Annotated in this window: 39 protein-coding genes; all 39 read left to right on the forward strand. The window is 33.4% G+C overall.

Features of this window, described 5'->3' with window-relative positions; all coding sequences use genetic code 11:
- Positions 1-671 precede the first annotated feature (671 nt).
- The 39 genes from rpsJ to B3086_RS01825 all read left to right on the forward strand — a co-directional run bounded on the left by rpsJ (position 672) and on the right by B3086_RS01825 (position 22,452).
- Positions 672-980 carry a 30S ribosomal protein S10 gene (rpsJ, locus tag B3086_RS01635; RefSeq protein WP_035133283.1) on the forward strand — a complete coding sequence of 103 codons (309 nt, stop codon included), beginning with the start codon at positions 672-674 and terminating at the stop codon, positions 978-980.
- 107 nt (positions 981-1,087) lie between these two features.
- Entirely contained in the window at positions 1,088-1,717 is a 630-nt protein-coding gene (gene rplC / locus B3086_RS01640; RefSeq protein ID WP_346876707.1) for a 50S ribosomal protein L3, read from the forward strand.
- 17 nt (positions 1,718-1,734) lie between these two features.
- Positions 1,735-2,355 carry a 50S ribosomal protein L4 gene (rplD, locus tag B3086_RS01645; protein WP_035133287.1) on the forward strand — a complete coding sequence of 207 codons (621 nt, stop codon included), beginning with the start codon at positions 1,735-1,737 and terminating at the stop codon, positions 2,353-2,355.
- Positions 2,355-2,651, forward strand: a complete 297-nt coding sequence (gene rplW, locus B3086_RS01650) for a 50S ribosomal protein L23 (RefSeq protein WP_150845873.1) — start codon at positions 2,355-2,357, stop codon at positions 2,649-2,651. Before rplD ends, rplW begins: the two co-directional genes overlap by 1 nt.
- Before the next feature lie 52 nt (positions 2,652-2,703).
- Positions 2,704-3,537: a 50S ribosomal protein L2 gene (gene rplB, locus B3086_RS01655; protein ID WP_035133291.1), complete on the forward strand. Its 834-nt coding sequence runs from the start codon at positions 2,704-2,706 to the stop codon at positions 3,535-3,537.
- Positions 3,538-3,599: 62 nt separating this feature from the next.
- Positions 3,600-3,881 (forward strand): 30S ribosomal protein S19, encoded by a 282-nt coding sequence (gene rpsS, locus B3086_RS01660; protein ID WP_035133294.1) that lies wholly within the window; start codon positions 3,600-3,602, stop codon positions 3,879-3,881.
- Between the two features lie 22 nt (positions 3,882-3,903).
- Complete coding sequence (gene rplV, locus B3086_RS01665; RefSeq protein WP_035133296.1) at positions 3,904-4,239, forward strand: 50S ribosomal protein L22; 336 nt, start codon at positions 3,904-3,906, stop codon at positions 4,237-4,239.
- 16 nt (positions 4,240-4,255) lie between these two features.
- Positions 4,256-4,921 (forward strand): 30S ribosomal protein S3, encoded by a 666-nt coding sequence (rpsC, locus tag B3086_RS01670; RefSeq protein WP_150845876.1) that lies wholly within the window; start codon positions 4,256-4,258, stop codon positions 4,919-4,921.
- 27 nt (positions 4,922-4,948) lie between these two features.
- Positions 4,949-5,392: a 50S ribosomal protein L16 gene (gene rplP, locus B3086_RS01675; RefSeq protein WP_035133300.1), complete on the forward strand. Its 444-nt coding sequence runs from the start codon at positions 4,949-4,951 to the stop codon at positions 5,390-5,392.
- On the forward strand, positions 5,382-5,594 hold the full coding sequence (gene rpmC / locus B3086_RS01680; RefSeq protein ID WP_035133305.1) for a 50S ribosomal protein L29: 213 nt from the start codon (positions 5,382-5,384) through the stop codon (positions 5,592-5,594). The genes rplP and rpmC overlap by 11 nt, the downstream gene beginning before the upstream one ends.
- Positions 5,595-5,615: 21 nt before the next feature.
- Positions 5,616-5,870 carry a 30S ribosomal protein S17 gene (gene rpsQ / locus B3086_RS01685; protein WP_035133308.1) on the forward strand — a complete coding sequence of 85 codons (255 nt, stop codon included), beginning with the start codon at positions 5,616-5,618 and terminating at the stop codon, positions 5,868-5,870.
- Positions 5,871-5,893: 23 nt separating this feature from the next.
- Complete coding sequence (gene rplN, locus B3086_RS01690) at positions 5,894-6,262, forward strand: 50S ribosomal protein L14 (RefSeq protein ID WP_035133311.1); 369 nt, start codon at positions 5,894-5,896, stop codon at positions 6,260-6,262.
- Between the two features lie 17 nt (positions 6,263-6,279).
- Complete coding sequence (rplX, locus tag B3086_RS01695) at positions 6,280-6,594, forward strand: 50S ribosomal protein L24 (RefSeq protein WP_035133314.1); 315 nt, start codon at positions 6,280-6,282, stop codon at positions 6,592-6,594.
- Between the two features lie 22 nt (positions 6,595-6,616).
- Positions 6,617-7,159, forward strand: a complete 543-nt coding sequence (rplE, locus tag B3086_RS01700; RefSeq protein ID WP_035133316.1) for a 50S ribosomal protein L5 — start codon at positions 6,617-6,619, stop codon at positions 7,157-7,159.
- Between the two features lie 14 nt (positions 7,160-7,173).
- On the forward strand, positions 7,174-7,359 hold the full coding sequence (locus B3086_RS01705; protein WP_035133318.1) for a type Z 30S ribosomal protein S14: 186 nt from the start codon (positions 7,174-7,176) through the stop codon (positions 7,357-7,359).
- 32 nt (positions 7,360-7,391) lie between these two features.
- Positions 7,392-7,790, forward strand: a complete 399-nt coding sequence (gene rpsH / locus B3086_RS01710; protein WP_035133320.1) for a 30S ribosomal protein S8 — start codon at positions 7,392-7,394, stop codon at positions 7,788-7,790.
- A gap of 23 nt (positions 7,791-7,813) precedes the next feature.
- Entirely contained in the window at positions 7,814-8,353 is a 540-nt protein-coding gene (gene rplF / locus B3086_RS01715) for a 50S ribosomal protein L6 (RefSeq protein WP_035133322.1), read from the forward strand.
- Between the two features lie 25 nt (positions 8,354-8,378).
- Positions 8,379-8,741: a 50S ribosomal protein L18 gene (rplR, locus tag B3086_RS01720; RefSeq protein WP_150845878.1), complete on the forward strand. Its 363-nt coding sequence runs from the start codon at positions 8,379-8,381 to the stop codon at positions 8,739-8,741.
- 17 nt (positions 8,742-8,758) lie between these two features.
- A complete protein-coding gene (gene rpsE / locus B3086_RS01725) occupies positions 8,759-9,256 on the forward strand; it encodes a 30S ribosomal protein S5 (protein WP_035133326.1) in 498 nt (165 codons plus the stop codon).
- Positions 9,257-9,268: 12 nt separating this feature from the next.
- On the forward strand, positions 9,269-9,448 hold the full coding sequence (gene rpmD / locus B3086_RS01730; RefSeq protein WP_035133328.1) for a 50S ribosomal protein L30: 180 nt from the start codon (positions 9,269-9,271) through the stop codon (positions 9,446-9,448).
- Between the two features lie 17 nt (positions 9,449-9,465).
- On the forward strand, positions 9,466-9,906 hold the full coding sequence (rplO, locus tag B3086_RS01735; RefSeq protein ID WP_035133331.1) for a 50S ribosomal protein L15: 441 nt from the start codon (positions 9,466-9,468) through the stop codon (positions 9,904-9,906).
- Positions 9,907-11,190, forward strand: a complete 1,284-nt coding sequence (secY, locus tag B3086_RS01740; protein ID WP_346847801.1) for a preprotein translocase subunit SecY — start codon at positions 9,907-9,909, stop codon at positions 11,188-11,190.
- A 25-nt stretch (positions 11,191-11,215) separates the two neighbouring features.
- Entirely contained in the window at positions 11,216-11,878 is a 663-nt protein-coding gene (locus B3086_RS01745; RefSeq protein WP_035133451.1) for an adenylate kinase, read from the forward strand.
- Entirely contained in the window at positions 11,865-12,611 is a 747-nt protein-coding gene (map, locus tag B3086_RS01750; protein WP_346892688.1) for a type I methionyl aminopeptidase, read from the forward strand. The genes B3086_RS01745 and map overlap by 14 nt, the downstream gene beginning before the upstream one ends.
- Positions 12,612-12,624: 13 nt before the next feature.
- The gene (locus B3086_RS01755) at positions 12,625-12,906 is read left to right on the forward strand and encodes a KOW domain-containing RNA-binding protein (RefSeq protein WP_346847798.1); all 282 of its coding nucleotides are present in this window, start codon (positions 12,625-12,627) and stop codon (positions 12,904-12,906) included.
- Positions 12,907-12,914: 8 nt separating this feature from the next.
- Positions 12,915-13,133: a translation initiation factor IF-1 gene (gene infA / locus B3086_RS01760; protein WP_035133338.1), complete on the forward strand. Its 219-nt coding sequence runs from the start codon at positions 12,915-12,917 to the stop codon at positions 13,131-13,133.
- A gap of 15 nt (positions 13,134-13,148) precedes the next feature.
- Positions 13,149-13,262 carry a 50S ribosomal protein L36 gene (rpmJ, locus tag B3086_RS01765; protein WP_003373491.1) on the forward strand — a complete coding sequence of 38 codons (114 nt, stop codon included), beginning with the start codon at positions 13,149-13,151 and terminating at the stop codon, positions 13,260-13,262.
- A gap of 43 nt (positions 13,263-13,305) precedes the next feature.
- Positions 13,306-13,674 (forward strand): 30S ribosomal protein S13, encoded by a 369-nt coding sequence (rpsM, locus tag B3086_RS01770; RefSeq protein WP_150845881.1) that lies wholly within the window; start codon positions 13,306-13,308, stop codon positions 13,672-13,674.
- 15 nt (positions 13,675-13,689) lie between these two features.
- Positions 13,690-14,082 carry a 30S ribosomal protein S11 gene (gene rpsK, locus B3086_RS01775; protein WP_035133342.1) on the forward strand — a complete coding sequence of 131 codons (393 nt, stop codon included), beginning with the start codon at positions 13,690-13,692 and terminating at the stop codon, positions 14,080-14,082.
- 19 nt (positions 14,083-14,101) lie between these two features.
- Complete coding sequence (rpsD, locus tag B3086_RS01780; protein WP_150845882.1) at positions 14,102-14,722, forward strand: 30S ribosomal protein S4; 621 nt, start codon at positions 14,102-14,104, stop codon at positions 14,720-14,722.
- 63 nt (positions 14,723-14,785) lie between these two features.
- The gene (locus B3086_RS01785; protein ID WP_035133346.1) at positions 14,786-15,733 is read left to right on the forward strand and encodes a DNA-directed RNA polymerase subunit alpha; all 948 of its coding nucleotides are present in this window, start codon (positions 14,786-14,788) and stop codon (positions 15,731-15,733) included.
- Between the two features lie 12 nt (positions 15,734-15,745).
- Positions 15,746-16,087 (forward strand): 50S ribosomal protein L17, encoded by a 342-nt coding sequence (rplQ, locus tag B3086_RS01790; RefSeq protein ID WP_035133348.1) that lies wholly within the window; start codon positions 15,746-15,748, stop codon positions 16,085-16,087.
- A 91-nt stretch (positions 16,088-16,178) separates the two neighbouring features.
- Positions 16,179-17,108 carry an energy-coupling factor transporter ATPase gene (locus B3086_RS01795; RefSeq protein ID WP_084178155.1) on the forward strand — a complete coding sequence of 310 codons (930 nt, stop codon included), beginning with the start codon at positions 16,179-16,181 and terminating at the stop codon, positions 17,106-17,108.
- Positions 17,093-17,947 carry an energy-coupling factor transporter ATPase gene (locus B3086_RS01800; protein WP_346880371.1) on the forward strand — a complete coding sequence of 285 codons (855 nt, stop codon included), beginning with the start codon at positions 17,093-17,095 and terminating at the stop codon, positions 17,945-17,947. Before B3086_RS01795 ends, B3086_RS01800 begins: the two co-directional genes overlap by 16 nt.
- A gap of 30 nt (positions 17,948-17,977) precedes the next feature.
- On the forward strand, positions 17,978-18,775 hold the full coding sequence (locus B3086_RS01805) for an energy-coupling factor transporter transmembrane component T (RefSeq protein ID WP_346847796.1): 798 nt from the start codon (positions 17,978-17,980) through the stop codon (positions 18,773-18,775).
- Between the two features lie 26 nt (positions 18,776-18,801).
- Positions 18,802-19,539 carry a tRNA pseudouridine(38-40) synthase TruA gene (gene truA / locus B3086_RS01810; protein WP_346892690.1) on the forward strand — a complete coding sequence of 246 codons (738 nt, stop codon included), beginning with the start codon at positions 18,802-18,804 and terminating at the stop codon, positions 19,537-19,539.
- Between the two features lie 139 nt (positions 19,540-19,678).
- On the forward strand, positions 19,679-20,113 hold the full coding sequence (gene rplM / locus B3086_RS01815) for a 50S ribosomal protein L13 (RefSeq protein WP_035133357.1): 435 nt from the start codon (positions 19,679-19,681) through the stop codon (positions 20,111-20,113).
- A 26-nt stretch (positions 20,114-20,139) separates the two neighbouring features.
- Positions 20,140-20,532 carry a 30S ribosomal protein S9 gene (rpsI, locus tag B3086_RS01820; protein WP_035133359.1) on the forward strand — a complete coding sequence of 131 codons (393 nt, stop codon included), beginning with the start codon at positions 20,140-20,142 and terminating at the stop codon, positions 20,530-20,532.
- A gap of 294 nt (positions 20,533-20,826) precedes the next feature.
- Positions 20,827-22,452, forward strand: a complete 1,626-nt coding sequence (locus B3086_RS01825) for a Na/Pi cotransporter family protein (RefSeq protein ID WP_346847795.1) — start codon at positions 20,827-20,829, stop codon at positions 22,450-22,452.

Raw genomic sequence — 22,452 nt, forward strand, 5'->3', positions numbered from 1 at the left:
GAATAATTAAGATTTAAAATAATAAATTATTTATTATCCTGAAAAGGAAATGTGCACAATAAAACCTAGGTAAAAAGAGAGATGGGGACGCCTATCTCTCTTTTTTTTATATCTAAATAACTTCTCCTACAATATATACAACAATAAAATATAGATTGCATATATAAATATGGAGAAAAATCTATTTTTATAGATTCAGCATAATTTTACCTATTGAATTTATATGCTATATGATGTACTATACATAAATATAACTTATATAGTATATTTAATTAAATATAAAAAAAGATTACTAATAACTTTATATATTCTGAATTTTAGGCAATTATATAAACAAATAGTTAGTAAAGTTACATATTAAATATATAATATTTTTATTAAAGAAAATTAAAGATATTAAAAATTTACAGGAGTAAAAAATGAATAAAAACTCTTGTCAAAGCTAACAAAATAATGTATACTATAGAAGTTGCAATATGGTAACAGCGATGAGGTAAGAGGTTGCCGGGCTTCCGGGGGAATTCTTAACCGAGCATGCTCAATCACGAATTGGGCGACGGGGTCTGTAGTGCTGTTGTGTTTCTTAAAATAAGAAACGCCAGGAGCAGTTTACAGAACTTCCGCTGTTGCGCGTAAGAAGTAATAGCGTGCGATGAAAAGGAGGGAATGAAATGTCAAAACAAAAAATCAGAATCAGATTAAAAGCGTTTGATCACACAATACTAGATCAATCAGCAGAGAAGATTGTTGAGACTGCTAAAAACACAGGAGCTAAAGTAGCCGGTCCAGTACCACTACCAACTGAGAAAGATGTAATAACTGTTCTAAGAGCTCCACACAAATACAAAGATTCAAGAGAGCAGTTCGAAATCAGAACTCATAAAAGACTAATCGATATATTAAGTCCATCACCAAAAACTGTTGATGCATTAATGAGATTAGACTTACCAGCAGGTGTAGATATCGAAATAAAATTATAATCGTACATAGTACATGAAATTGAACTATGATGTACGGGTAATAGAAAAACTATTACTAACTATTATGATCACAATGTGGTCCGCTAATAAGTAGGAGGTGTATTTAAATGAAAAAAGCTATAATGGGTAAAAAATTAGGAATGACTCAAATATTTGATGAAAATAGAAGAGTAGTACCTGTAACAGTTGTAGAAGCTGGTCCATGTGTAGTAATCCAAAAGAAAACAGTAGAAAATGATGGATATGAAGCCATAAAAGTTGGATTTGGAGATATAAGAGAAAAGTTAGTGAATAAACCTAAGAAAGGTGAATTCGCAAAAGCTGGTGTTGTTGTAAGAAGACACATAAAAGAATTTAGATTAGAGGATACAAGTGCTTACGAAGTAGGTTCTGAAATAAAAGCAGAAATCTTCGCAGCCGGAGATAAAATTGACGTATCTGGAATATCTAAAGGAAAAGGATTCGCTGGCGTTATAAAAAGATGGAACTTCCACAGAGGACCAATGAGCCACGGTTCTAAATTCCATAGAGCAGTAGGTTCAATGGGAGCATCATCAGACCCATCAAGAACATTTAAGAATAAAAAAATGCCTGGTCATATGGGAAATGTTAATACTACAGTGTTAAATCTAGAAGTAGTAAGAGTAATACCTGAAAAGAATATTATTCTTATTAAAGGCGGAATACCAGGACCAAACAAAGGTTTAGTAGTAATAAGAAACGCTGTTAAAGCATAAGGAAAGGAGGATGCAGAATGCCTACAGTAAAAGTGTATAACACTGAGAAAAAAGAAGTTGGAGAAATTCAATTAAATGATAGCATTTTCGGAGTAGAAGTTAGTGTTGAAGCAATGCACCAAGTTGTATTAGCTCAATTAGCTAATAAAAGACAAGGAACTCAAAGTGCTAAGACAAGAGCTGAAGTAAGAGGCGGAGGAATTAAGCCTTGGAGACAAAAAGGAACAGGAAGAGCAAGACAAGGTTCTATAAGAGCTCCACAATGGATTCACGGGGGTATCGTATTTGCACCAAAACCACGTGATTACAGAGTTTCCGTTCCAAAGAGTATGAGAAGAGTAGCTATGAAATCAGCTTTAACTTCAAAAGTACAAGATAATGAAATGATAGTATTAGAAAGCTTGGCTTTCGATGCACCAAAAACTAAAGATATGGTAAAAGTTCTTAATGCTTTTGAAACTAAAAAAACATTAATAGTTGTAGCTGAGTCTAATGAGAATGTTTATAAATCAGCAAGAAACATTCCTGGAGTAGCTGTAGTGCCTGTAAACAACATAAATGTTTACGACATATTAAAGTATGAAAACTTAATGATTACTAGAGACGCTGTATCAAAAATTGAGGAGGTGTATGCATAATGAAAATGACTAGTTATGATATAATAAGAAAACCTGTTATAACTGAAAAAAGTATGGCTGCTATGGCAGAAAGAAAATACACTTTCATCGTTGACATACACGCAAACAAAGTTCAAATAAAAAAAGCTGTTGAAGAAGTTTTCGGAGTAAAAGTTGAAGATGTTAAAACTCTAAGAAATTTAGGTAAAACTAAAAGAGTTGGAGTTCACATTGGAAAAAGAGCTGACTTCAAAAAAGCAGTTATTAAATTAGCAGCTGACAGCAAAACAATTGAATTCTTTGAAGGAATGCAATAATATAACGCATTTATTGGCTAGAGCCAGATAAGCGAAAAGGGAGGGAAACCTAATGGCAGTTAAAAAATTTAACCCTACCACTCCTTCAAGAAGAAATATGACTATGGCTTCATTTGAGGAAATAACAACAGATGTACCTGAAAAGTCACTTCTTGTAAGTAAGAAAAAAACTGGTGGTAGAAATGCTCAAGGTAAAATTACTGTTCGTCACCACGGTGGTGGAGCGAAACAAAAATATAGATTAATAGATTTTAAAAGAACTAAAGATGGTATACCAGCTAAAGTTGCAACTATCGAGTACGATCCTAATAGATCAGCTTACATCGCATTAGTTGTATATGCAGATGGTGAAAAGAGATACATAATAGCTCCAGTTGGATTAAAGGTTGGAGATGTTGTAGTATCTGGATCAGATGCAGACATTAAAGTTGGAAATACACTTCCAATAACTAACATACCAGTAGGTACAATAATTCATAACATTGAATTACAAGTAGGAAAAGGTGCTCAACTTGTTAGATCAGCAGGTTCTTCAGCTCAATTAATGGCTAAAGAAGGAGCTTACGCTCAAGTAAGACTACCAAGCGGAGAAGTTAGATATGTAAGAGTAAACTGTAGAGCTACAATAGGAACAGTTTCAAACTTAACTCACGAAATTGTTAATATAGGTAAAGCAGGAAGAAAGAGACATATGGGTATCAGACCAACAGTAAGAGGATCTGTAATGAACCCTAATGACCACCCACACGGAGGTGGAGAAGGTAAATCTCCAGTAGGTCATGCTAGTCCACGTACTCCATGGGGTAAACCAGCTCTTGGATACAAAACTAGAAAAACTAAGAAATACTCTGACAAATTTATTGTTAAGAAAAGAAATAGTAAATAGTTAGAAGAGAAATAAATTCTCTTCTGATTATAACTACTTTACATGAAGGGAGGCCACTAATAGTGAGTAGATCAATTAAAAAAGGACCTTTTGTAAAAGAGTCTCTTCTAAATAAAATAGAAGAAATGAACAAAGCTGGCGAGAAGAAAGTTATAAAGACTTGGTCAAGAAGCTCTACAATTTTTCCTCAAATGATAGGACACACAATTGCTGTACATGATGGAAGAAAGCATGTTCCAGTATATGTCCAAGAAGACATGGTAGGACATAAACTTGGAGAGTTCGCTTTGACTAGAACTTTTAAAGGTCATATCGCGAAGGAAAAATCAAGTAGAATGAGATAGTACGGGAAGGAGGAAATTACCAATGGAAGCTAAAGCTATAGCTAAATATGTAAGAATGTCTCCTATGAAAGTTGGGATTGTTCTTGACCTTATAAGAGATAAGAATGTAAATGAAGCTTTCGCTATATTACAATATACTCCAAAAGATGCAGCTGTTGTTGTTAATAAATTATTAAAATCAGCTGTTGCGAATGCAGAAAACAATTTTAATTTAGACAGAAATAGATTATATGTTGCAGAGGCTCATACAGGTGCAGGTCCAACATTAAAGAGATTTAGACCACACGCTCAAGGTAGAGCATTCAGAATTTTAAAAAGAACTAGCCATATAACTATAGTAGTTAAAGAAAGAGCATAAGAAGGAGGGATATAGAGTGGGTCAAAAAGTACATCCACACGGCCTAAGAGTTGGTGTTATCAAGGATTGGGACGCTAAATGGTATGCAGACAAGAAAAATTTTGCAGATAACTTAGTTGAAGATAATGCTATCAGAGAATATATAAAGAAAAGATTATTCACTGCTGGAATATCTAAAATTGAGATAGAAAGAGCAGCTAAAAGAGTTAAAATAAATATACATACCGCAAAACCTGGAATGGTTATAGGAAAAGGCGGTCAAAGTATAGAAGAGCTTAAAGTTGCATTAAAAGAAGTTGTTAAAGATAAATTTGTTTTAATTAACATAGTAGAAGTTAAAACACCAGAAAACAATGCACAATTAATGGCTGAAAACATAGCAGCTCAATTAGAAAAGAGAATATCTTTCAGAAGAGCTATGAAACAAACGATTCAAAGAGCTATGAGAACAGGTGTTAAAGGAGTTAAGACTGCATGTTCAGGAAGATTAGGCGGAGCTGAAATCGCAAGAACAGAGCAGTATCATGAGGGAACAATCCCACTACAAACTTTAAGAGCTGATATCGACTATGGATTTACAGAAGCTAATACAATCTATGGTAAAATTGGTGTAAAAGTTTGGGTGTATAAAGGTGAGGTTCTTCCAACTAAGAAAGTTCAGAAGGAAGAAAGTAACTCATAATAACGTGTAAGGAAGGAGGAATTTGACATGTTAATGCCTAAAAGAGTTAAACATCGTAAGGTACAACGTGGTAGAATGAGAGGTAAAGCTACAAGAGGTAACTTCATTGCTTATGGAGATTATGCTTTACAAGCAACAGAGTGCGGTTGGATTACAAGCAACCAAATCGAATCTGCCAGAATAGCTATAAATAGATACGTTAAAAGAGGAGGAAAGGTTTGGATAAAAATCTTCCCTGATAAGCCAGTAACTGAAAAACCAGCTGAAACACGTATGGGATCTGGTAAAGGTTCACCAGAGTACTGGGTAGCAGTAATTAAACCAGGTAGAGTATTATTTGAAATATCTGGAGTATCTGAAGAAGCTGCTAGAGAAGCTATGAGACTTGCGTCTCACAAATTACCAGTAACAACCAAATTTGTTACTAGAAGAGATTTTGAGGAAATGGGTGGTGAAATCAATGAAGGCTAATGAATTGAAAGAGTTGAGACAAAGTACTCCTCAAGATTTAAATGTAAAACTATCTGATCTTAAATCAGAATTATTTAACCTTAGATTTCAGTTAGCTACAGGACAGTTAGAAAACCCAATGAGAATTAAACAGGTTAAGAAGTCTATAGCCCAAATTAAAACCATCCTTAGAGAAGAAGAATTAAGGGCTTGTGAGCAGTAATACTGAAAGGAGGTTCATCTTGTGGAAAGAGGAAATAGAAAAAGTAGAATCGGAAGAGTAGTTTCTGACAAAATGGATAAGACAATTGTTGTTGCTGTTGAAACTAAAGTTAGACATCCATTATATGGAAAAACAGTTAATAGAACAACTAAATTTAAGGCTCATGATGAAAATAATGAAGCAAAAGTTAACGATAGAGTATTAATAATGGAAACAAGACCATTATCTAAGGATAAGAGATGGAGACTTGTTGAAATCATGGAAAGAGCTAAATAGTTAACTGAAGGGAGGGTATTTACATGATACAACAACAAACATTATTAAAAGTAGCGGATAACTCTGGTGCTAAAGAAATAATGTGTATTAGAGTACTCGGTGGTTCCAAAAGAAAATGGGGAAACATCGGAGACGTAATTGTTGCTAGCGTTAAAAGTGCAACACCAGGTGGAGTTGTTAAAAAAGGTGACGTAGTAAAAGCAGTTATTGTTAGATCAGTTAAAGGTTTGAGAAGAGCAGACGGGACTTATATCAGATTTGATGAGAACGCAGCTGTTATTATAAAAGACGATAAGAATCCAAAAGGAACTCGTATCTTCGGACCTGTTGCTAGGGAGCTAAGAGATAAAGAATATAATAAAATATTGTCACTAGCACCTGAAGTACTATAGGATAGGGGGTAGCAAAGATGAAAGTTCATGTTAGAAAGAAAGACACTGTTATGGTTATCTCTGGAAAAGATAAAGGTAAAACTGGAGAAGTTTTAGCTGTTTATCCTAAGACTGGAAAAGTTGTAGTTGCTGGCGTTAACGTAGTAACTAAACATCAAAAACCAAACAGACAAAATATGCAAGGTGGAATAGTTAACTTTGAAGCAGCTATTAACAGCTCAAAGGTTATGCTATATTGCGATAAATGTAAGAGCGTAACTAGAATAAGCAATAAAGTACTTGATGATGGTACAAAAGTTAGAGTTTGCAAAAAGTGCGGAGAAACATTTTAATTCGCGAAAGGAGGTTTAACAAATGGTTACAAGACTACAAGAGAAATACAATAGTGAAGTAATACCAGCTATGATGGATAAGTTCGGATACAAAAATATAATGCAAGTACCTAGACTTGAAAAAATAGTTATAAATATGGGAGTTGGCGAAGCTAAAGATAACTCTAAAGTTTTAGATGCTGCTGTAAGTGATATGCAATTAATCACTGGACAAAAAGCTGTATTAACTAGAGCAAAGAAATCAGTTGCCAACTTTAAAATAAGAGATAACATGGCAATTGGATGTAAAGTTACATTAAGAAAAGATAAGATGTTCCAATTTGCGGACAAATTAATGAATATAGCATTACCAAGAGTTAGAGACTTCAGAGGCGTTCCTACTAAGTCATTTGATGGAAGAGGAAATTATGCTTTAGGAATAAAAGAACAATTAATATTCCCTGAAATAGAATATGATAAAATTGATAAAGTAAGAGGAATGGATATAATATTTGTAACTACTGCAAAGACAGACGAGGAAGCAAGAGAATTATTAAGATTCCTTGGAATGCCATTTGCTCAATAAAAGGAGGGAATGACTTGGCACGTAAAGCTTTAATAGAAAAGTGGAAAAAAGAACCAAAATATTCAACTAGAGAATACTCTAGATGCAGATTATGTGGAAGACCACATTCTGTCTTAAAAAAATTTGGTATTTGCCGTATATGTTTCAGAGAACTTGCTTATAAAGGACAAATTCCTGGATGCAAAAAGGCAAGCTGGTAATATACAGATCATAGCGAAAGGAGGCACAATTAATGAATATGACTGATCCGATAGCAGATTTGCTAACACGTGTAAGAAATGCAAATATTGTTAGACATGAAATAGTAGAAGTTCCTTCTTCAACAATAAAGAAAGGCATAGCAAATATTATGCTTCAAGAAGGATATATTAAAAATATAGAAGAATATCAAGATGGAACTGTTTCAATGTTAAGACTTAGCATGAAATATGGCCAAAATAAAGAGAGAGTTATAACAGGACTTAAGAGAATATCTAAACCAGGACTAAGAGTTTATAGTGGTAAGGATGATATCCCTAAAGTTTTAAATGGATTAGGAGTTGCAATAATATCAACTTCTAAAGGATTAGTTTCTGATAGAGAAGCTAGAAAATTAGGATTAGGCGGAGAAGTTATCTGCTACATCTGGTAGTTTATGAACAAGGAGGTGCGATTATGTCAAGAGTAGGAAGACTTCCAATAGCTATACCAGCTGGTGTATCTGTTACAGTAACGCCAGACAACGTTGTTACAGTTAAAGGACCTAAAGGGGAATTAACTAGAACAATGGTGAAGAATATAAACATAGCTATAGAGGATAATCAAGTGGTCGTTACAAGACCAAGCGATATAAAAGAACATAGAGCTCTACACGGATTAACTAGAGCATTATTAAATAATATGGTAATTGGAGTAACTAATGGTTTCGCTAAGACATTACAATTAGTTGGTGTTGGATATAGAGCAACAGCAAAAGGTAAGGGATTAACTTTAAACCTAGGATTCTCACACCCAGTTGAAATAGCTGCTGTAGATGGAATTACATTTGAATTAACAGATGCTAATACTATAGTAGTAAAAGGAATCGACAAGGAATTAGTTGGTAAAGTTGCAGCTGATATAAGAACTTGGAGAAAACCTGAGCCTTACAAAGGAAAGGGTATTAAGTACTCTGATGAAGTTATCAGACGTAAGGAAGGTAAGACTGGTAAATAATAGCTATTAGAAAGGAGAGAATTTCATGTTCAATAAAGCTGATAGAAAGCTATCAAGAGAAAGACGTCATTTAAGAGTACGTAAGAAAATTCATGGAACAGCTGAAAGACCAAGACTTGCAGTGTTCAGAAGTGAAAAGAACATATACGCTCAAATTATAGATGATGTTGCTGGAAGAACATTAGTTGCTGCATCTAGTTTAGATAAAGACTTTTCTCTAAAAGTTGGTAGCAATAAGGAAGCTGCTAAACTAGTTGGTGAAGTAGTAGCTAAAAAAGCAATAGAAGCAGGAATTACTGAAGTTGTATTCGATAGAGGTGGATATGTATACCACGGAAGAGTACAAATGCTTGCAGAAGGTGCAAGAGAAGCAGGACTTAAATTCTAAAAAAAGGAGGTACACACATGAAAATAGATCCTAGCACACTTGATCTTAAAGAGAAAGTTGTACACATAAACAGAGTTGCTAAGGTTGTTAAAGGTGGTAGAAACTTCAGATTCAGCGCACTAGTAGTTGTTGGTGATGAGAACGGACACGTTGGTGTTGGAATGGGAAAATCTATCGAAATACCAGAAGCAATTAGAAAAGGTATCGAAGATGCTAAAAAGAACATCGTTAAAGTTGAATTAGATGGAACTACAGTTCCTCATACTATAGATGGTAAATTTGGAACTGGTACAGTTCACATAATGCCAGCTTCAGAAGGAACAGGTGTTATCGCTGGAGGTCCAGCAAGAGCAGTACTTGAGCTTGCAGGATTAAAAGACGTTAGAGCTAAATCATTAGGTTCAAATAACCCAAGAAATATGGTTAGCGCAACTATAGATGGATTATCAAAATTAAGAACAGCAGAGCAAGTTGCAAAACTTAGAGGCAAAACTGTTGAAGAAATTCTAGGATAGGAGGGGAAAACCTTGGCTAAAGTTAAATTAACATTAGTAAAGAGTTTAATTGGTAGAAAGAAAGATCATATTGCTACTGTAGAGGCTCTTGGATTAAGAAAAATAGGTAAAACTGTTGAGCACGAGGAGACTCCTCAGATCAGAGGTATGATTAATAAAGTAAGTTACCTACTAAAAGTAGAAGAAGCTTAAACTAAGGAGGTGTAAATATGAGACTTCATGAGTTAAGACCTGCAGAAGGTGCAAAAAAATCTCCTAAGAGAATCGGTAGAGGTACTGGTTCAGGTTGGGGTAAAACTGCTGGAAAAGGTCAAAAAGGACAAAACTCAAGATCTGGTGGCGGTGTAAGACCAGGATTTGAGGGAGGTCAAATGCCTTTATATAGAAGACTACCTAAGAGAGGATTTACAAATATATTTGCTAAAGAATATACTTGTATAAACGTAGATAGACTAAACATATTTGAGGATGGAACTGTAGTTACTCCAGAGTTACTTCGTGAATCTGGAATGGCTAAGAGAGTAAACGATGGGATAAAGATTCTTGGAAATGGTAACATTGAAAAGAAATTAACTGTTAAAGCTAATAAGATTTCCAAAGCTGCAGCAGAGAAGATTGAAGCGGCAGGAGGAAAAGTTGAGGTGATATAGATGTTATCAACCCTACGAAACGCTTGGAGAGTTCCTGAGCTAAGAAGAAGAATACTATTTACATTAATGATAGTAGTAATTTTTAGAATGGGTGTGTTTATCCCAGTACCAGGAGTGGATGCTAGTAAGATTGCAACTTTAGTTAGTAGTAATTCTGGTTCCCTTCTAAGTTTCTATGACATGATTGCAGGAGGGGCTTTTAGTAAGTTTAGTATATTTGCTTTAGGTGTTACTCCGTATATCAATGCATCGATTATAATTCAATTACTTACAATTGCAATTCCTTATTTAGAACAACTTTCTAAAGAAGGTCAAGAAGGAAGAAAAAAAATACAGAACTATACTAAATATGCAGCTCTAGTATTTGCTGTTATTCAAGCATATGCAGCATATGCCTTAATTAAAAGCTCAGGAGCTATATTGATAGAAGGTTCAATGGGCCTTTTACTAATAATACTAACAATGACAACAGGTACAGCCTTGTTAGTATGGATAGGTGAACAAATTTCAGTATATGGAATTGGAAGTGGTGTTTCTGTTATTATATTTGTAAATATAATATCTTCACTACCACAAACAGCTTATCAAATAGCAGGGCTTCTTAAAACAGGAGAAGTTAGTCCGGTAGAGGTTGTAATATTCGTAGCAGTAGCTTTAGCTTTATTAATTACAGTAATTGTTATAAATTTAGCAGAACGAAGAATTCCAGTGCAATATGCCGGTAAAGCAATAGGAAGAAAAGTTATAAAAGGTCAATCATCACATATTCCAATAGGATTAAATTCTTCTGGAGTTATGGCGATAATCTTTGGTATGTCAGTAATGCAATTTCCAGCGGTTATAGCACAAATATGGCCTGAATCTTCCTTTGCGGTATTTGTTAATAAGAGTTCTTGGAGTATATTTCAGCAAGATACTATGAAATATGTAGTAGCATACTTTTTATTAGTACTATTCTTTGCTTGGTTCTATACTATAATTACTTTCAAACCAGATGAGATGGCAGAGAATATGAATAAATCATCAGGATTTATTCCAGGTATAAGACCAGGTGAAAAAACTGAAATTTACTTAGAGAAGATTTTGACAAGAATATCCCTTTTAGGTGGAACATTTGCTGGAATTATAGCTATAGTGCCTATATTAGCAGCTATATTCAGTAATTTTAAGGGAGTTTCATTTGGTGGAACTAGTTTACTAATTTTAGTTGGTGTATCTCTAGATACTATGAAACAATTAGAATCTCAGCTAGTAATGAGACATTATGAAGGGTTCCTTAAATAAAAATTTTAATTTGGAGTTGATACTAGTGAGAGTTATTTTATTAGGTCCTCCTGGAGCCGGAAAAGGAACTCAGGCAAAGTCAATCTGTAATAAATACTCTATACCACACATATCTACTGGAGATATTTTTAGATATAATATCTCTCAAGCAACGCCTTTAGGGATTGAAGCTAAAAAATATATAGATAAAGGTCATCTAGTACCAGATGAATTAACTATCGATTTAATTAAAGATAGATTAAAGCAGGATGACTGCAAAAATGGATTTTTACTAGATGGTTATCCAAGGACTGTAAATCAAGCAGAGGCTTTAGAAGTTTTACTTAAAGAAATGAGTTTAAAACTAGACACTGCCTTATTGATTGAAGTTCCTAAGGGTTTTATTATAGATAGAATGACAGGAAGACGTGTATGTACTACTTGTGGAGCTAGTTATCACGTAAAATATAATCCTACTAAAAACGATGGAAAATGCGACGTTTGCGGTAGCGTTGTAATACAAAGAGCAGATGATAATGAAGCGACAGTAAGTGAAAGACTTGAAATATATGATGCACAAACACAACCGTTAATAGAATACTATAGAGAGAAAAATCTATTAGCAGAGGTTGATGGAACGCAAGCTATTAATGATGTTTTTAAGAATATCTGTGGTATCTTAGGAGCGATAAATAGTGATGAATATTAAGAGTGATACAGAACTAGAATATATGAGGAGTGCTGGTAAGGTTGTTGCCGATACCCTAGCAATGATTCAAAAGGTAATAAAACCAGGAATAACCACTGCAGAAATTGATAAACTTGCTGAAGAGTTTATATTAGCACAAGGAGCTATACCTTCTTTTAAAGGATATGGAGGATTCCCAGGATCAATATGTGCATCAGTAAATGATGTAGTAATACATGGTATCCCGAATAACACCGTATTAGTTGAAGGAGATATAATCAGTGTTGATTGTGGAGCAATACTTAATGGCTATCATGGTGATGCTGCACGAACTTTTCCAGTAGGAAATATTTCTAAGGAAGCACAACATCTAATAGATGTCACTAAAGAATCTTTCTTTAAGGGCATTGAAAAAGCAGTAGTGGGGAACAGACTTACCGATATTTCAGCAGCTATTCAAAAGCATGCTGAGAGTTTTGGATATTCTGTGGTTAGGGATTTTGTTGGACACGGCATAGGAACTTCTATGCATGAAGACCCACAAGTTCCTAATTACGGCACTGCTGGTAAAGGTCCTAAGTTAGTACACGGTGTAGTGCTTGCAATTGAACCTATGATAAACATGGGAAATTACAAAGTTAAAATTAAGCCAGATGGTTGGACTGTAGTGACTAGTGATGGAAAGTTATCTGCCCATTATGAAAATACTATAGCAATAACTAATGAAGGTGTAGAAATACTAACTTTGAGCTAATGAGGTGACTAATGTGGATGATGACAGCCTTTTAGGTAAGGTAGTACATTCAAAATCAGGAAGAGATAAAGGAAAATACTTTATCATTATTGGTATAATAGACGATGAGTATGTCTATATTTCAGATGGAGACCTTAGAAAAATTGATAGGCCAAAGAAAAAGAAAATTAAACATTTATCTTTTACAAATGTTTTGGCTGAAGATATTAGAAGTGCTATCTTATCTGATGGAAAGATCAGTAATTCTAAAATAAGAAAATTTTTGCAGGTTGAGGATATAATAGAGGAGGTTTGATTACCCTTATGTCAAAAGATGATATAATTGAAATGCAAGGTGTCGTTTTAGAAACTCTACCTAATGCAACTTTCCAAGTTGAATTAGAGAGTGGGCACAAGATACTTGCTCATATTTCTGGAAAGTTAAGAATGAACTTTATAAGAATTTTACCAGGCGATAAGGTTACAGTAGAACTTTCTCCATATGATTTGACTCGTGGGAGAATAACTTGGAGAGATAAGTAATAAGGAGGGTTAGCTATGAAGGTAAGACCATCAGTTAAACCTATATGTGAAAAATGTAAAGTTATAAAAAGAAAAGGAAGAGTAATGGTTATCTGTGAAAATCCTAAACATAAACAAAAACAAGGTTAATAAAAATAAATAAGTAGTGATACTTAGGAGGTGTAGATTGTAGATGGCAAGAATTGCAGGTATTGACCTACCAAAAGAAAAAAGAGTTGAGATAGGTCTAACTTATATATTTGGTATAGGACTACCAAAATCTCATGAAATACTTGAAGCTACAGGAGTGAATCCTGATACTAGAATCAAGGATTTAACTGAAGATGAAGTAAATACATTAAGAGATTATGTAAATAAGAGCTTAATGGTTGAAGGTGATCTTAGAAGAAAAGTTGCCTTAGATATAAAGAGACTTAAAGAAATCGGATGTTATAGAGGAATAAGACATAGAAAAGGTCTTACAGTTAGAGGTCAAAAGACTAAGACTAATGCAAGAACAAGAAAAGGTCCTAAGAAGACTATAGCAGGCAAGAAGAAATAGTAAGGAGGGAATATAATGGCTCAAAAGAAAGTTAGAAGTAGAAGAAAAAAAGAAAGAAAAAATGTTGAGCACGGTGCTGCACACATAAAATCTACTTTCAATAATTCCATCGTTACACTTACTGATGCAGCTGGAAACGCATTGTCATGGGCAAGTGCTGGTGGATTAGGATTTAGAGGTTCAAGAAAAAGTACTCCATTTGCAGCTCAAATGGCAGCTGAAACAGCAGCTAAAGCAGCGATGGAACATGGTTTAAAAAGCATAGAAGTTTATGTTAAAGGTCCAGGAGCAGGTAGAGAAGCGGCTATAAGATCACTTCAAGCTGCAGGATTAGAAGTTACTTTAATCAAAGATGTAACTCCAATTCCACACAATGGATGTAGACCACCAAAAAGAAGAAGAGTTTAATTAACAGGAGGTGTAATGAATGGCAAGATACACAGGCGCTACATGCAGACTTTGTAGAAGAGAGGGCCTTAAGCTTAACCTTAAAGGTGACAGATGCTTCACTGAGAAGTGCGCTTTTACTAGAAGAGGTTATGCACCAGGTCAACACGGTCAAAGCAGAAAGAAAATGTCAAACTATGGAACTCAATTAAGAGAAAAGCAAAAAGCTAAGAGAATATATGGAGTTCTAGAAGGACAATTTAGAAAGTACTATGAGAAAGCTGAAAAGCAAAGAGGAATTACAGGTGAAAACCTATTAAAATTCCTAGAATTAAGATTAGATAACGTTGTTTATAGATTAGGATACGGAAGCTCAAGAGTTGAAGCTAGACAATTAGTAAACCACGGACATTTCTTAGTAAATGGTAAAAAAGTAGATATTGCATCTTACTCTGTTAAAGCTGGAGATGTTATATCAGTTAGAGAAAAAAGCAGATCTTCTGAAAAATTCAAAGTTTTTGCTGAAAATCCAAAAACTCTACCAACTTGGTTAGAAGGAAATATTGAATCATTTGAAGGTAAGGTTGCTTCAATACCAGCAAGAGAAGACATAGACGTTCCTGTTAATGAAACATTAATCGTTGAGTTATACAGTAAATAGTCAATAATGTAATCAGTTGCCCTCGATATAAAAAAACCACTAAATTTAAAAGGAGGGTTATAAATGTTAGAAATTGAAAAGCCAAAAATAGAATGTGTTGAAACCGCTGAAAATGGTACATATGGCAAATTTGTTGTTGAACCATTAGAAAGAGGTTATGGAATAACTTTAGGTAATGCATTAAGAAGAATTCTTCTTTCTTCACTACCTGGAGTTGCTGCTAATTCGATTAAAATTGATGGTGTTTTACACGAATTCTCAACTATACATGGAGTTAAAGAAGATGTTTCTGAGTTAATTCTAAATATAAAGGAATTAGCACTTAAGATGTCTGGTGAGGGCCCAAGAACAATATATATTGATGCTGAAGGTCCTGGTGAAGTTACAGGAGCAGATATTAAAGTGGACGGAGATGTTGAAGTAGTTAATAAGGATCTTCATATTGCTACCCTAGATGATGGTGGAAAGTTATTTATGGAGATAAATATTAATAGTGGTAGAGGTTATGTTTCTCAAAATAAGAACAAAACTGATGATAAGCCAATATCAACTATACCTGTTGATTCAATATATACTCCAGTTAAAAGAGTTAACTTTACAGTTGAGAATACAAGAGTAGGACAGATCACAGATTATGATAAATTAACTATAGAAATTTGGACAAATGGAACTATTAGACCTGATGAAGCTATTGGTTTATCAGCTAAAATTCTTATTGAACACTTTAAACTATTTATGACATTAACTGATCATGCAGATAATGTTGAAATAATGATAGAAAAAGAAGAAGACAAGAAAGAAAAAGTTCTAGAAATGACTATAGAAGAACTAGATTTATCTGTTAGAAGCTTTAACTGCTTAAAGAGAGCTGGTATTAATACTGTTCAAGAGTTAACAGAAAAATCAATGGATGATATGATGAAGGTAAGAAACCTAGGAAAGAAATCTCTTGAAGAGGTTGAGCAAAAACTTGAAGGCTTAGGATTGGGATTCAAACCTAGCGAGGAGTAAGGAGGTATAGAGATGGCACAGCAACGTAAGTTAGGACGTCCAACTGATCAAAGAATGGCAATGCTTAGAAATCTTACGACTAGTTTCTTAAAGCACGGTAGAATTGAAACAACTGAAGCTAGAGCAAAAGAAACTAAAAGATTAGCTGAGAAAATGATAACTTTAGCTAAAAGAGGAGATCTTCATGCTAGAAGACAAGTGCTTGCATTTGTTACAGAAGAGGATGTTGTTAAGAATTTATTTGATAACGTAGCTCCAAAGTACGCTGAGAGAAATGGTGGATACACTAGAATAATGAAAATGGGACCTAGAAGAGGCGACGGAGCAGAGGTTGTTGTATTAGAATTAGTATAATAATTCAAGGGGATTAAGTAAGGCTAACTTAGTCCCCGTTTTGTTATAAAATTGAGTATTAGATAGTAACTCTCTAATGGAGGGATAATTGATGGAAACTAATATAAATTCTAGAGATAATCAAATTGAAAAGCTTAATGAAATTAATAAAATAGATAATTTAAATTCATCCAGTGAAAAAGTACCGGAAGTTATTAGTGAAAACTTGAGATACACTTATCCTCCGGATAGTGAAGGTAATATAAAATTGGCTATAGATGGTGTTAATATTACCATTAATAAGGGTGAGTTTGTAGTTGTATTAGGTCATAATGGATCAGGAAAATCTACTTTTGCAAAACATATAAATGCACTCTTAATTCCAACAGAGGGCAAAATTAGTGTGTCTGGATATGATACTAGCAAAGAAGAAAACATATGGAATGTAAGAAGCAAAGCGGGGATGGTTTTTCAAAACCCTGATAACCAAATTGTTGCAACTATAGTAGAAGAGGATGTAGCTTTTGGACCAGAAAATTTAGGCGTAGAGCCTAAGGAGATAAGAAGAAGAGTAGACGAGTCACTTAAGAGAGTAAACATGTATGATTATAAAAAACATGGACCACATCTTCTATCTGGGGGTCAAAAGCAACGTGTAGCTATTGCTGGTATATTAGCTATGATGCCTGAATGCATAGTATTAGATGAGCCAACAGCCATGCTTGATCCATCTGGAAGAAAAGAAGTTATAAATACGATAATGGATTTAAATAAAAACAATGGGATTACAATAGTATACATAACACACTTTATGGAAGAAGCTGTTGCAGCAGATAAGATATATGTTATGGATTCAGGAAAAGTTATAGTAGAAGGAAAGCCAAGAGAAGTATTTCAAAATGTAGAAATTATGAAAAACTTAGGTTTGGATGTACCACAAATGACAGAATTGGCTTATGAATTAAATAAATCAGGTGTTAATATAAAATCGGATATATTAACTATAGATGAGATGGTGAGAGAATTATGTCAATTAAAATAGAAAATTTAACTCATATATATATGGCTAAAACTCCCTTTGAAAAGGTTGCCCTTAGTAATGTTAATGTGAATATAAATGATGGCGAATTTGTAGCCCTCATTGGACATACAGGTTCAGGTAAATCTACTTTGATACAACACATGAATGGGTTATTAAAACCTAACAAAGGAAAGATATTTGTTGATGGTGTAGATATTACTGCTAGTGGAGTTAAGCTTACAGACATAAGAAAAAAAGTTGGATTAGTATTCCAATATGCAGAGTATCAACTTTTTGAGGAAACAATAGAAAAGGACATAATGTTTGGACCTAAGAATTTAGGGCTTAATGATGAGGAAGCTTTAGCAAGAACTAAAAGAGCCATGGACATGGTAGGTTTAGACTATGAAACTTACAGAAATAAATCTCCATTTGACCTAAGTGGAGGACAAAAAAGAAGAGTAGCAATAGCTGGAGTTGTAGCTATGGAACCAAGGGTTTTAATATTAGATGAACCAACAGCTGGATTAGATCCTAAGGGGAGAGATGAAATTCTAGGAGAGCTATATAAGCTTCATAAATCCTATAACATGACTATCATTCTTGTATCTCATAGCATGGAGGATGTGGCAAAGGTTGCAGACCGTATATTGGTAATGGATGAAGGAAAATGTGTATTAGATGGTACACCACAAGAAATATTCAAAGAAGTAGATACATTAGAAAATGTAGGTCTTGCAGTTCCACAGGTAACATATCTTATGCGAGAATTGAGAAGGGTTGGATTTGAATTACCTGATGATATTTTCACATTAGAACAAGCTAAAAAAGAGTTACTTAAGATACTAGCAAAAAACTAGGCTCTTTTATAAAGTTGTGGAGGAGTAAATATGATTAAAGATATTACCATAGGCCAATATATACCTGGAGAGTCATTTGTCCATAAATTAGATGCTAGGGTAAAAATACTATTTTCCTTACTCTTTATAATAGACTTATTTTTAATAAAAGAGTTCTCAGGATATATTGTTATTTTTATATTTACAATGATGGCTATAATTGTATCTAAGATTCAATTTAGATATATATATAAGGGATTAAAGCCTATATTTATATTAATGATAATAACGGCACTATTTAATGTGTTTTTAACTAGAGGTAACGTATTATTATGGCAATGGGGATTTGTTAAAATATATAAAGAAGGTATAGTAACAGCTATATTTATGATATTAAGACTTACTTTTCTTATTATAGGAACATCTCTATTAACATTAACTACATCACCAATAGAACTTACTGATGGAATAGAAAAATTACTAGGACCATTTAAGAAAATTGGTGTACCAGCTCATGAACTTGCCATGATGATGACTATAGCACTACGATTTATACCTACTTTAATGGATGAGACTGATAAAATAATGAAGGCTCAGAAGGCAAGAGGTGCAGATTTTGAAAGTGGAAGTATAGTTAATAGAGCTAAAAGCCTTATACCACTACTTGTACCGCTATTTATTAGCTCCTTTAGAAGAGCTGATGAATTAGCAATGGCAATGGAAGCTAGATGCTATAGAGGTGGAGAAGGCCGAACTAGAATGAAGATACTGAAAGTAACTTCGAGAGATTATGTAGGAATGATTGTTATGTCTGCATTAACTATAATAGTTATATATATGAGATTTTAGATGTAGTAGAATAAAGGGATATATATATGAAAAACATTAAGTTAATACTAGAATATGATGGAACTAATTATATGGGGTGGCAAAAACAGCCTAAGGGAGAAACCATTCAAGGAACAGTTGAAAATGCAATCTCTAAGATCACTGGGGAAAAAGTTGAAGTGATTGGTTGTAGCAGAACCGATAGTAAAGTACATGCTAAAGGATATGTGTGTAATTTTAAGACTAGTAGTAATATTCCTGTAGAAAAGTTTAGAGAAGCATTAAATCATGTATTACCAGAAGATATATCTGTAATTAAGTCCTCACAAGTTCATGATGATTTTCATGCTAGATATGATTCAAAAGGGAAGATGTATTGCTATACAATACTAAATACAGAAGTAAGAATGCCCATATGTAGAAATTTTTCATATCACTATAAAAAGAGTTTAGATATAGAGAAAATGAAGGATGCTGCAAAATTTTTTATAGGAACTCATGATTTTGAAGCTTTTAGGAATATTGGAAGTTCAGTTAAAACGACTACAAGAACTATTAGTAAAGTTGATATAGTTAAGAACGAACACTATATCAAAGTATATATAGCTGCTGATGGATTTTTATATAATATGGCAAGAATTATGATAGGAACGCTTATAGATGCAGGAAATGGAAAAATAAAAGCAGAAGATATACCTAAAATAATATTAAGTAGAGATCGAAAAAAAGCAGGCAAAACATGTTCACCCCAAGGTTTATGTTTAATTGAAGTTTATTATTATTAATAGTAAAAATCATTGACACACCCGGGAAATTGTATTATAATGAATTTTGTTCGTATAATAAATATTTGTGTGTAAGATCCATTAGCCCCGGATCTTTATCCATAGAATTATAATTGTTAAAAATCAGGGAGGTAGTAAGATGAAATCATACTTAGCTAAACCAAGTGAAATACAAAGAAAATGGTATGTAGTAGACGTTGAAGGAATGACTTTAGGTAGAGCTGCAAGTCAAATAGCTTCTATATTAAGAGGTAAAAATAAACCAGAATTTACTCCAAATGTAGATACTGGAGATCACGTAATAGTTGTAAATGCAGAGAAAATTGTTTTAACAGGAAAGAAATTAGATCAAAAAATGTTAAGACATCACTCATTATACCCAGGCGGATTAAAAGAGATCCCTTACAGAGAAGCATTAGCTAAGAAACCAGAATTTGTATTTGAAGAAGCTGTAAGAAGAATGCTTCCAAAAGGAGTTCTTGGAAGACAAATGGCTAAGAAGCTAACAGTTTACAGAGGACCAGAGCACAAAAATCATGCTCAAAAACCAGAAGTATTAGAATTAAAATACTAATATAGTATTGTAAGGAGGAATAAATAATGGCAAAAGTTCAACATTTTGGAACAGGTAGAAGAAAGAAATCAGTTGCTAGAGTAAGACTTGTACCTGGTGAAGGTAAAGTTGTAATAAATAAAAGAGATATGGATAACTACTTTGGATTAGATACATTAAAATTCATAGTTAACCAACCATTAGTATTAACAGGAACTAAAGACAAATTTGACGTTTTAGTTAATGTACACGGTGGTGGATACACAGGTCAAGCTGGAGCTATCAGACACGGAATATCAAGAGCTTTATTAAAAGCTGATGAGAGCTTAAGACCAGAACTTAAGAAAGCTGGATTCTTAACAAGAGACCCAAGAATGAAAGAAAGAAAGAAATACGGTCTTAAAAAAGCAAGAAGAGCTTCTCAATTCTCAAAAAGATAATATTTGTACATACAACTGTATGTTATATAAAAATAAGGAGTATATATGTAAATATATACTCCTTATTTTTATTTTGTGTAAATTTTTAGGTAAACTCATTTTATATATAATCATTAGTGAAGTTTAAATTATAACATTACTTAATATATTTATAAAAAGTTATGTTAAATTCGTGTTAAATATGTAAATAAGTATTAACATGTTTTTGATTATAGTGTATTATTAATATGGAATTTTAATGGACAAAGAAAAAGTACATATTGTGGAATGAGATTTATTGTAGGAGGTAAATTGATGTATAATATCATATTTTTGATTATTAACCTTTTAGGAGGATTAGGACTTTTTCTATATGGGATGAAGCTTATGGGGGATGGTCTTGAAAATGCAGCAGGAGATAAACTGAAGGGTATTTTTGACAGAATAACATCTAATCCAGTGAAAGGTGTGCTAACAGGTACCATTGTCACTGCTATTATTCAAAGTAGTAGTGCTACTACAGTAATGGTTGTTGGATTTGTTAATGCAGGACTTATGAATTTATTTCAAGCAACATCTGTTATAATGGGAGCTAATATTGGTACTACAATAACAGCCCAATTAATAACATTTAAATTTGATGCTTTTGCACCTGTATTTTTAGCTATTGGTGCAGTTATGATACTTTTTTGCAACAAAAGAAAAGTAAAAGAATTGGGTCAAATTATCCTTGGATTTGGTATATTATTTTTAGGATTAAAACTTATGTCAAGTGCAATGTCACCGCTTAAGGACTCAGTATTCTTTACAAATTTAATACTAAAATTAGAAGGACATACTATATTAGGTCTTTTAATAGGAATGATGATGACAGCTGTCCTTCAAAGTTCATCAGCTTCTACTGGTATACTAGTAGCATTAGCATCTACAGGAAGTTTACCATTAACAGTAGCAATACCAATATTATTAGGTAATAACATTGGTACATGTGTAACAGCATTAATATCTAGCATAGGAACTTCAATAACAGCAAAAAAAGCAGCAGTTATTCACTTGTTATTTAACCTTATAGGAGCTGTTATATTCTTAATTATCCCAGTTACATTCTTAGCTAATATAGTTTTATCAATAAGTCCAGATGTAGGTGCTGAAGCTATACCAAGACAGATAGCAAATGCACATACCTTATTTAATGTGGTAAATACCTTACTATTACTTCCTTTAATTAAATATCTTGTTTCCTTTGTTAATAAGATAATTCCTGGTGAAGATGAAAAAGATGTACCGGGTGTTAAATATATAGACGAAAGATTGCTAGAGACTCCAGCAATAGCTTTTGGTCAAACAACTAATGAAATAGTAAGAATGGGTGAGAAGGCAAAGGAAAATTTAAAAGTAGCTATGAATTCTTTTTTACAGGGAGATGAAGAGCTAATAAAGGTAGCATACAATAATGAAAAGATAATTAATCTATTAGAACATGATATAACAAGATATCTAGTTAAGTTATCTAACTCAGATTTAGGTGATGAACAGAGAGCAGAACTAGCTGCATATTTCCATGTGGTAAATGATATTGAGCGTATAGGAGATCATGCAGAGAATATCGCAGACCTTGCTAGTGAAAGAATCACTAAAAGGTTGACTTTTTCTCCAGATGCTATGAATGAAATAAAAGGTATGTTTGACTATACTATAAGTGCAGTAGAAATGAGTATAGATTGTTTTAAAAGTTATAATAGAGAAAAAGCAGCAGGTATAAGGGGAATAGAAGAAAGAATAGACTCGCTAGAAAAAGAATTAAGAGCATCACACATAAAGAGATTAAACAATGGGGTATGTAATGCTGTAGTGGGAACAATTTTCTTGGATTTGATAAGCAATCTAGAGAGAATAGGTGATCACTCAATAAATATAGCTGAAATAATATATGAAAATTAA

Source organism: Clostridium sp. UBA871, assembly GCF_002295255.1.
GTDB classification, from domain to species: Bacteria; Bacillota; Clostridia; order Clostridiales; family Clostridiaceae; genus Clostridium_J; species Clostridium_J sulfidigenes.

What these genes read in the sequence shown, in the direction of transcription:
- rpsJ (WP_035133283.1), top strand. Translation starts at nt 672, where the DNA reads ATGTCAAAACAAAAAATCAGAATCAGATTAAAAGCGTTTGATCACACA.
- rplC (WP_346876707.1), top strand. Translation starts at nt 1,088, where the DNA reads ATGAAAAAAGCTATAATGGGTAAAAAATTAGGAATGACTCAAATATTT.
- rplD (WP_035133287.1), top strand. Translation starts at nt 1,735, where the DNA reads ATGCCTACAGTAAAAGTGTATAACACTGAGAAAAAAGAAGTTGGAGAA.
- rplW (WP_150845873.1), top strand. Translation starts at nt 2,355, where the DNA reads ATGAAAATGACTAGTTATGATATAATAAGAAAACCTGTTATAACTGAA.
- rplB (WP_035133291.1), top strand. Translation starts at nt 2,704, where the DNA reads ATGGCAGTTAAAAAATTTAACCCTACCACTCCTTCAAGAAGAAATATG.
- rplV (WP_035133296.1), top strand. Translation starts at nt 3,904, where the DNA reads ATGGAAGCTAAAGCTATAGCTAAATATGTAAGAATGTCTCCTATGAAA.
- rplP (WP_035133300.1), top strand. Translation starts at nt 4,949, where the DNA reads ATGTTAATGCCTAAAAGAGTTAAACATCGTAAGGTACAACGTGGTAGA.
- rpmC (WP_035133305.1), top strand. Translation starts at nt 5,382, where the DNA reads ATGAAGGCTAATGAATTGAAAGAGTTGAGACAAAGTACTCCTCAAGAT.
- rplN (WP_035133311.1), top strand. Translation starts at nt 5,894, where the DNA reads ATGATACAACAACAAACATTATTAAAAGTAGCGGATAACTCTGGTGCT.
- rplX (WP_035133314.1), top strand. Translation starts at nt 6,280, where the DNA reads ATGAAAGTTCATGTTAGAAAGAAAGACACTGTTATGGTTATCTCTGGA.
- rplE (WP_035133316.1), top strand. Translation starts at nt 6,617, where the DNA reads ATGGTTACAAGACTACAAGAGAAATACAATAGTGAAGTAATACCAGCT.
- rpsH (WP_035133320.1), top strand. Translation starts at nt 7,392, where the DNA reads ATGAATATGACTGATCCGATAGCAGATTTGCTAACACGTGTAAGAAAT.
- rplF (WP_035133322.1), top strand. Translation starts at nt 7,814, where the DNA reads ATGTCAAGAGTAGGAAGACTTCCAATAGCTATACCAGCTGGTGTATCT.
- rplR (WP_150845878.1), top strand. Translation starts at nt 8,379, where the DNA reads ATGTTCAATAAAGCTGATAGAAAGCTATCAAGAGAAAGACGTCATTTA.
- rpsE (WP_035133326.1), top strand. Translation starts at nt 8,759, where the DNA reads ATGAAAATAGATCCTAGCACACTTGATCTTAAAGAGAAAGTTGTACAC.
- rplO (WP_035133331.1), top strand. Translation starts at nt 9,466, where the DNA reads ATGAGACTTCATGAGTTAAGACCTGCAGAAGGTGCAAAAAAATCTCCT.
- secY (WP_346847801.1), top strand. Translation starts at nt 9,907, where the DNA reads ATGTTATCAACCCTACGAAACGCTTGGAGAGTTCCTGAGCTAAGAAGA.
- infA (WP_035133338.1), top strand. Translation starts at nt 12,915, where the DNA reads ATGTCAAAAGATGATATAATTGAAATGCAAGGTGTCGTTTTAGAAACT.
- rpmJ (WP_003373491.1), top strand. Translation starts at nt 13,149, where the DNA reads ATGAAGGTAAGACCATCAGTTAAACCTATATGTGAAAAATGTAAAGTT.
- rpsM (WP_150845881.1), top strand. Translation starts at nt 13,306, where the DNA reads ATGGCAAGAATTGCAGGTATTGACCTACCAAAAGAAAAAAGAGTTGAG.
- rpsK (WP_035133342.1), top strand. Translation starts at nt 13,690, where the DNA reads ATGGCTCAAAAGAAAGTTAGAAGTAGAAGAAAAAAAGAAAGAAAAAAT.
- rpsD (WP_150845882.1), top strand. Translation starts at nt 14,102, where the DNA reads ATGGCAAGATACACAGGCGCTACATGCAGACTTTGTAGAAGAGAGGGC.
- B3086_RS01785 (WP_035133346.1), top strand. Translation starts at nt 14,786, where the DNA reads ATGTTAGAAATTGAAAAGCCAAAAATAGAATGTGTTGAAACCGCTGAA.
- rplQ (WP_035133348.1), top strand. Translation starts at nt 15,746, where the DNA reads ATGGCACAGCAACGTAAGTTAGGACGTCCAACTGATCAAAGAATGGCA.
- B3086_RS01795 (WP_084178155.1), top strand. Translation starts at nt 16,179, where the DNA reads ATGGAAACTAATATAAATTCTAGAGATAATCAAATTGAAAAGCTTAAT.
- B3086_RS01800 (WP_346880371.1), top strand. Translation starts at nt 17,093, where the DNA reads ATGTCAATTAAAATAGAAAATTTAACTCATATATATATGGCTAAAACT.
- B3086_RS01805 (WP_346847796.1), top strand. Translation starts at nt 17,978, where the DNA reads ATGATTAAAGATATTACCATAGGCCAATATATACCTGGAGAGTCATTT.
- truA (WP_346892690.1), top strand. Translation starts at nt 18,802, where the DNA reads ATGAAAAACATTAAGTTAATACTAGAATATGATGGAACTAATTATATG.
- rplM (WP_035133357.1), top strand. Translation starts at nt 19,679, where the DNA reads ATGAAATCATACTTAGCTAAACCAAGTGAAATACAAAGAAAATGGTAT.
- rpsI (WP_035133359.1), top strand. Translation starts at nt 20,140, where the DNA reads ATGGCAAAAGTTCAACATTTTGGAACAGGTAGAAGAAAGAAATCAGTT.
- B3086_RS01825 (WP_346847795.1), top strand. Translation starts at nt 20,827, where the DNA reads ATGTATAATATCATATTTTTGATTATTAACCTTTTAGGAGGATTAGGA.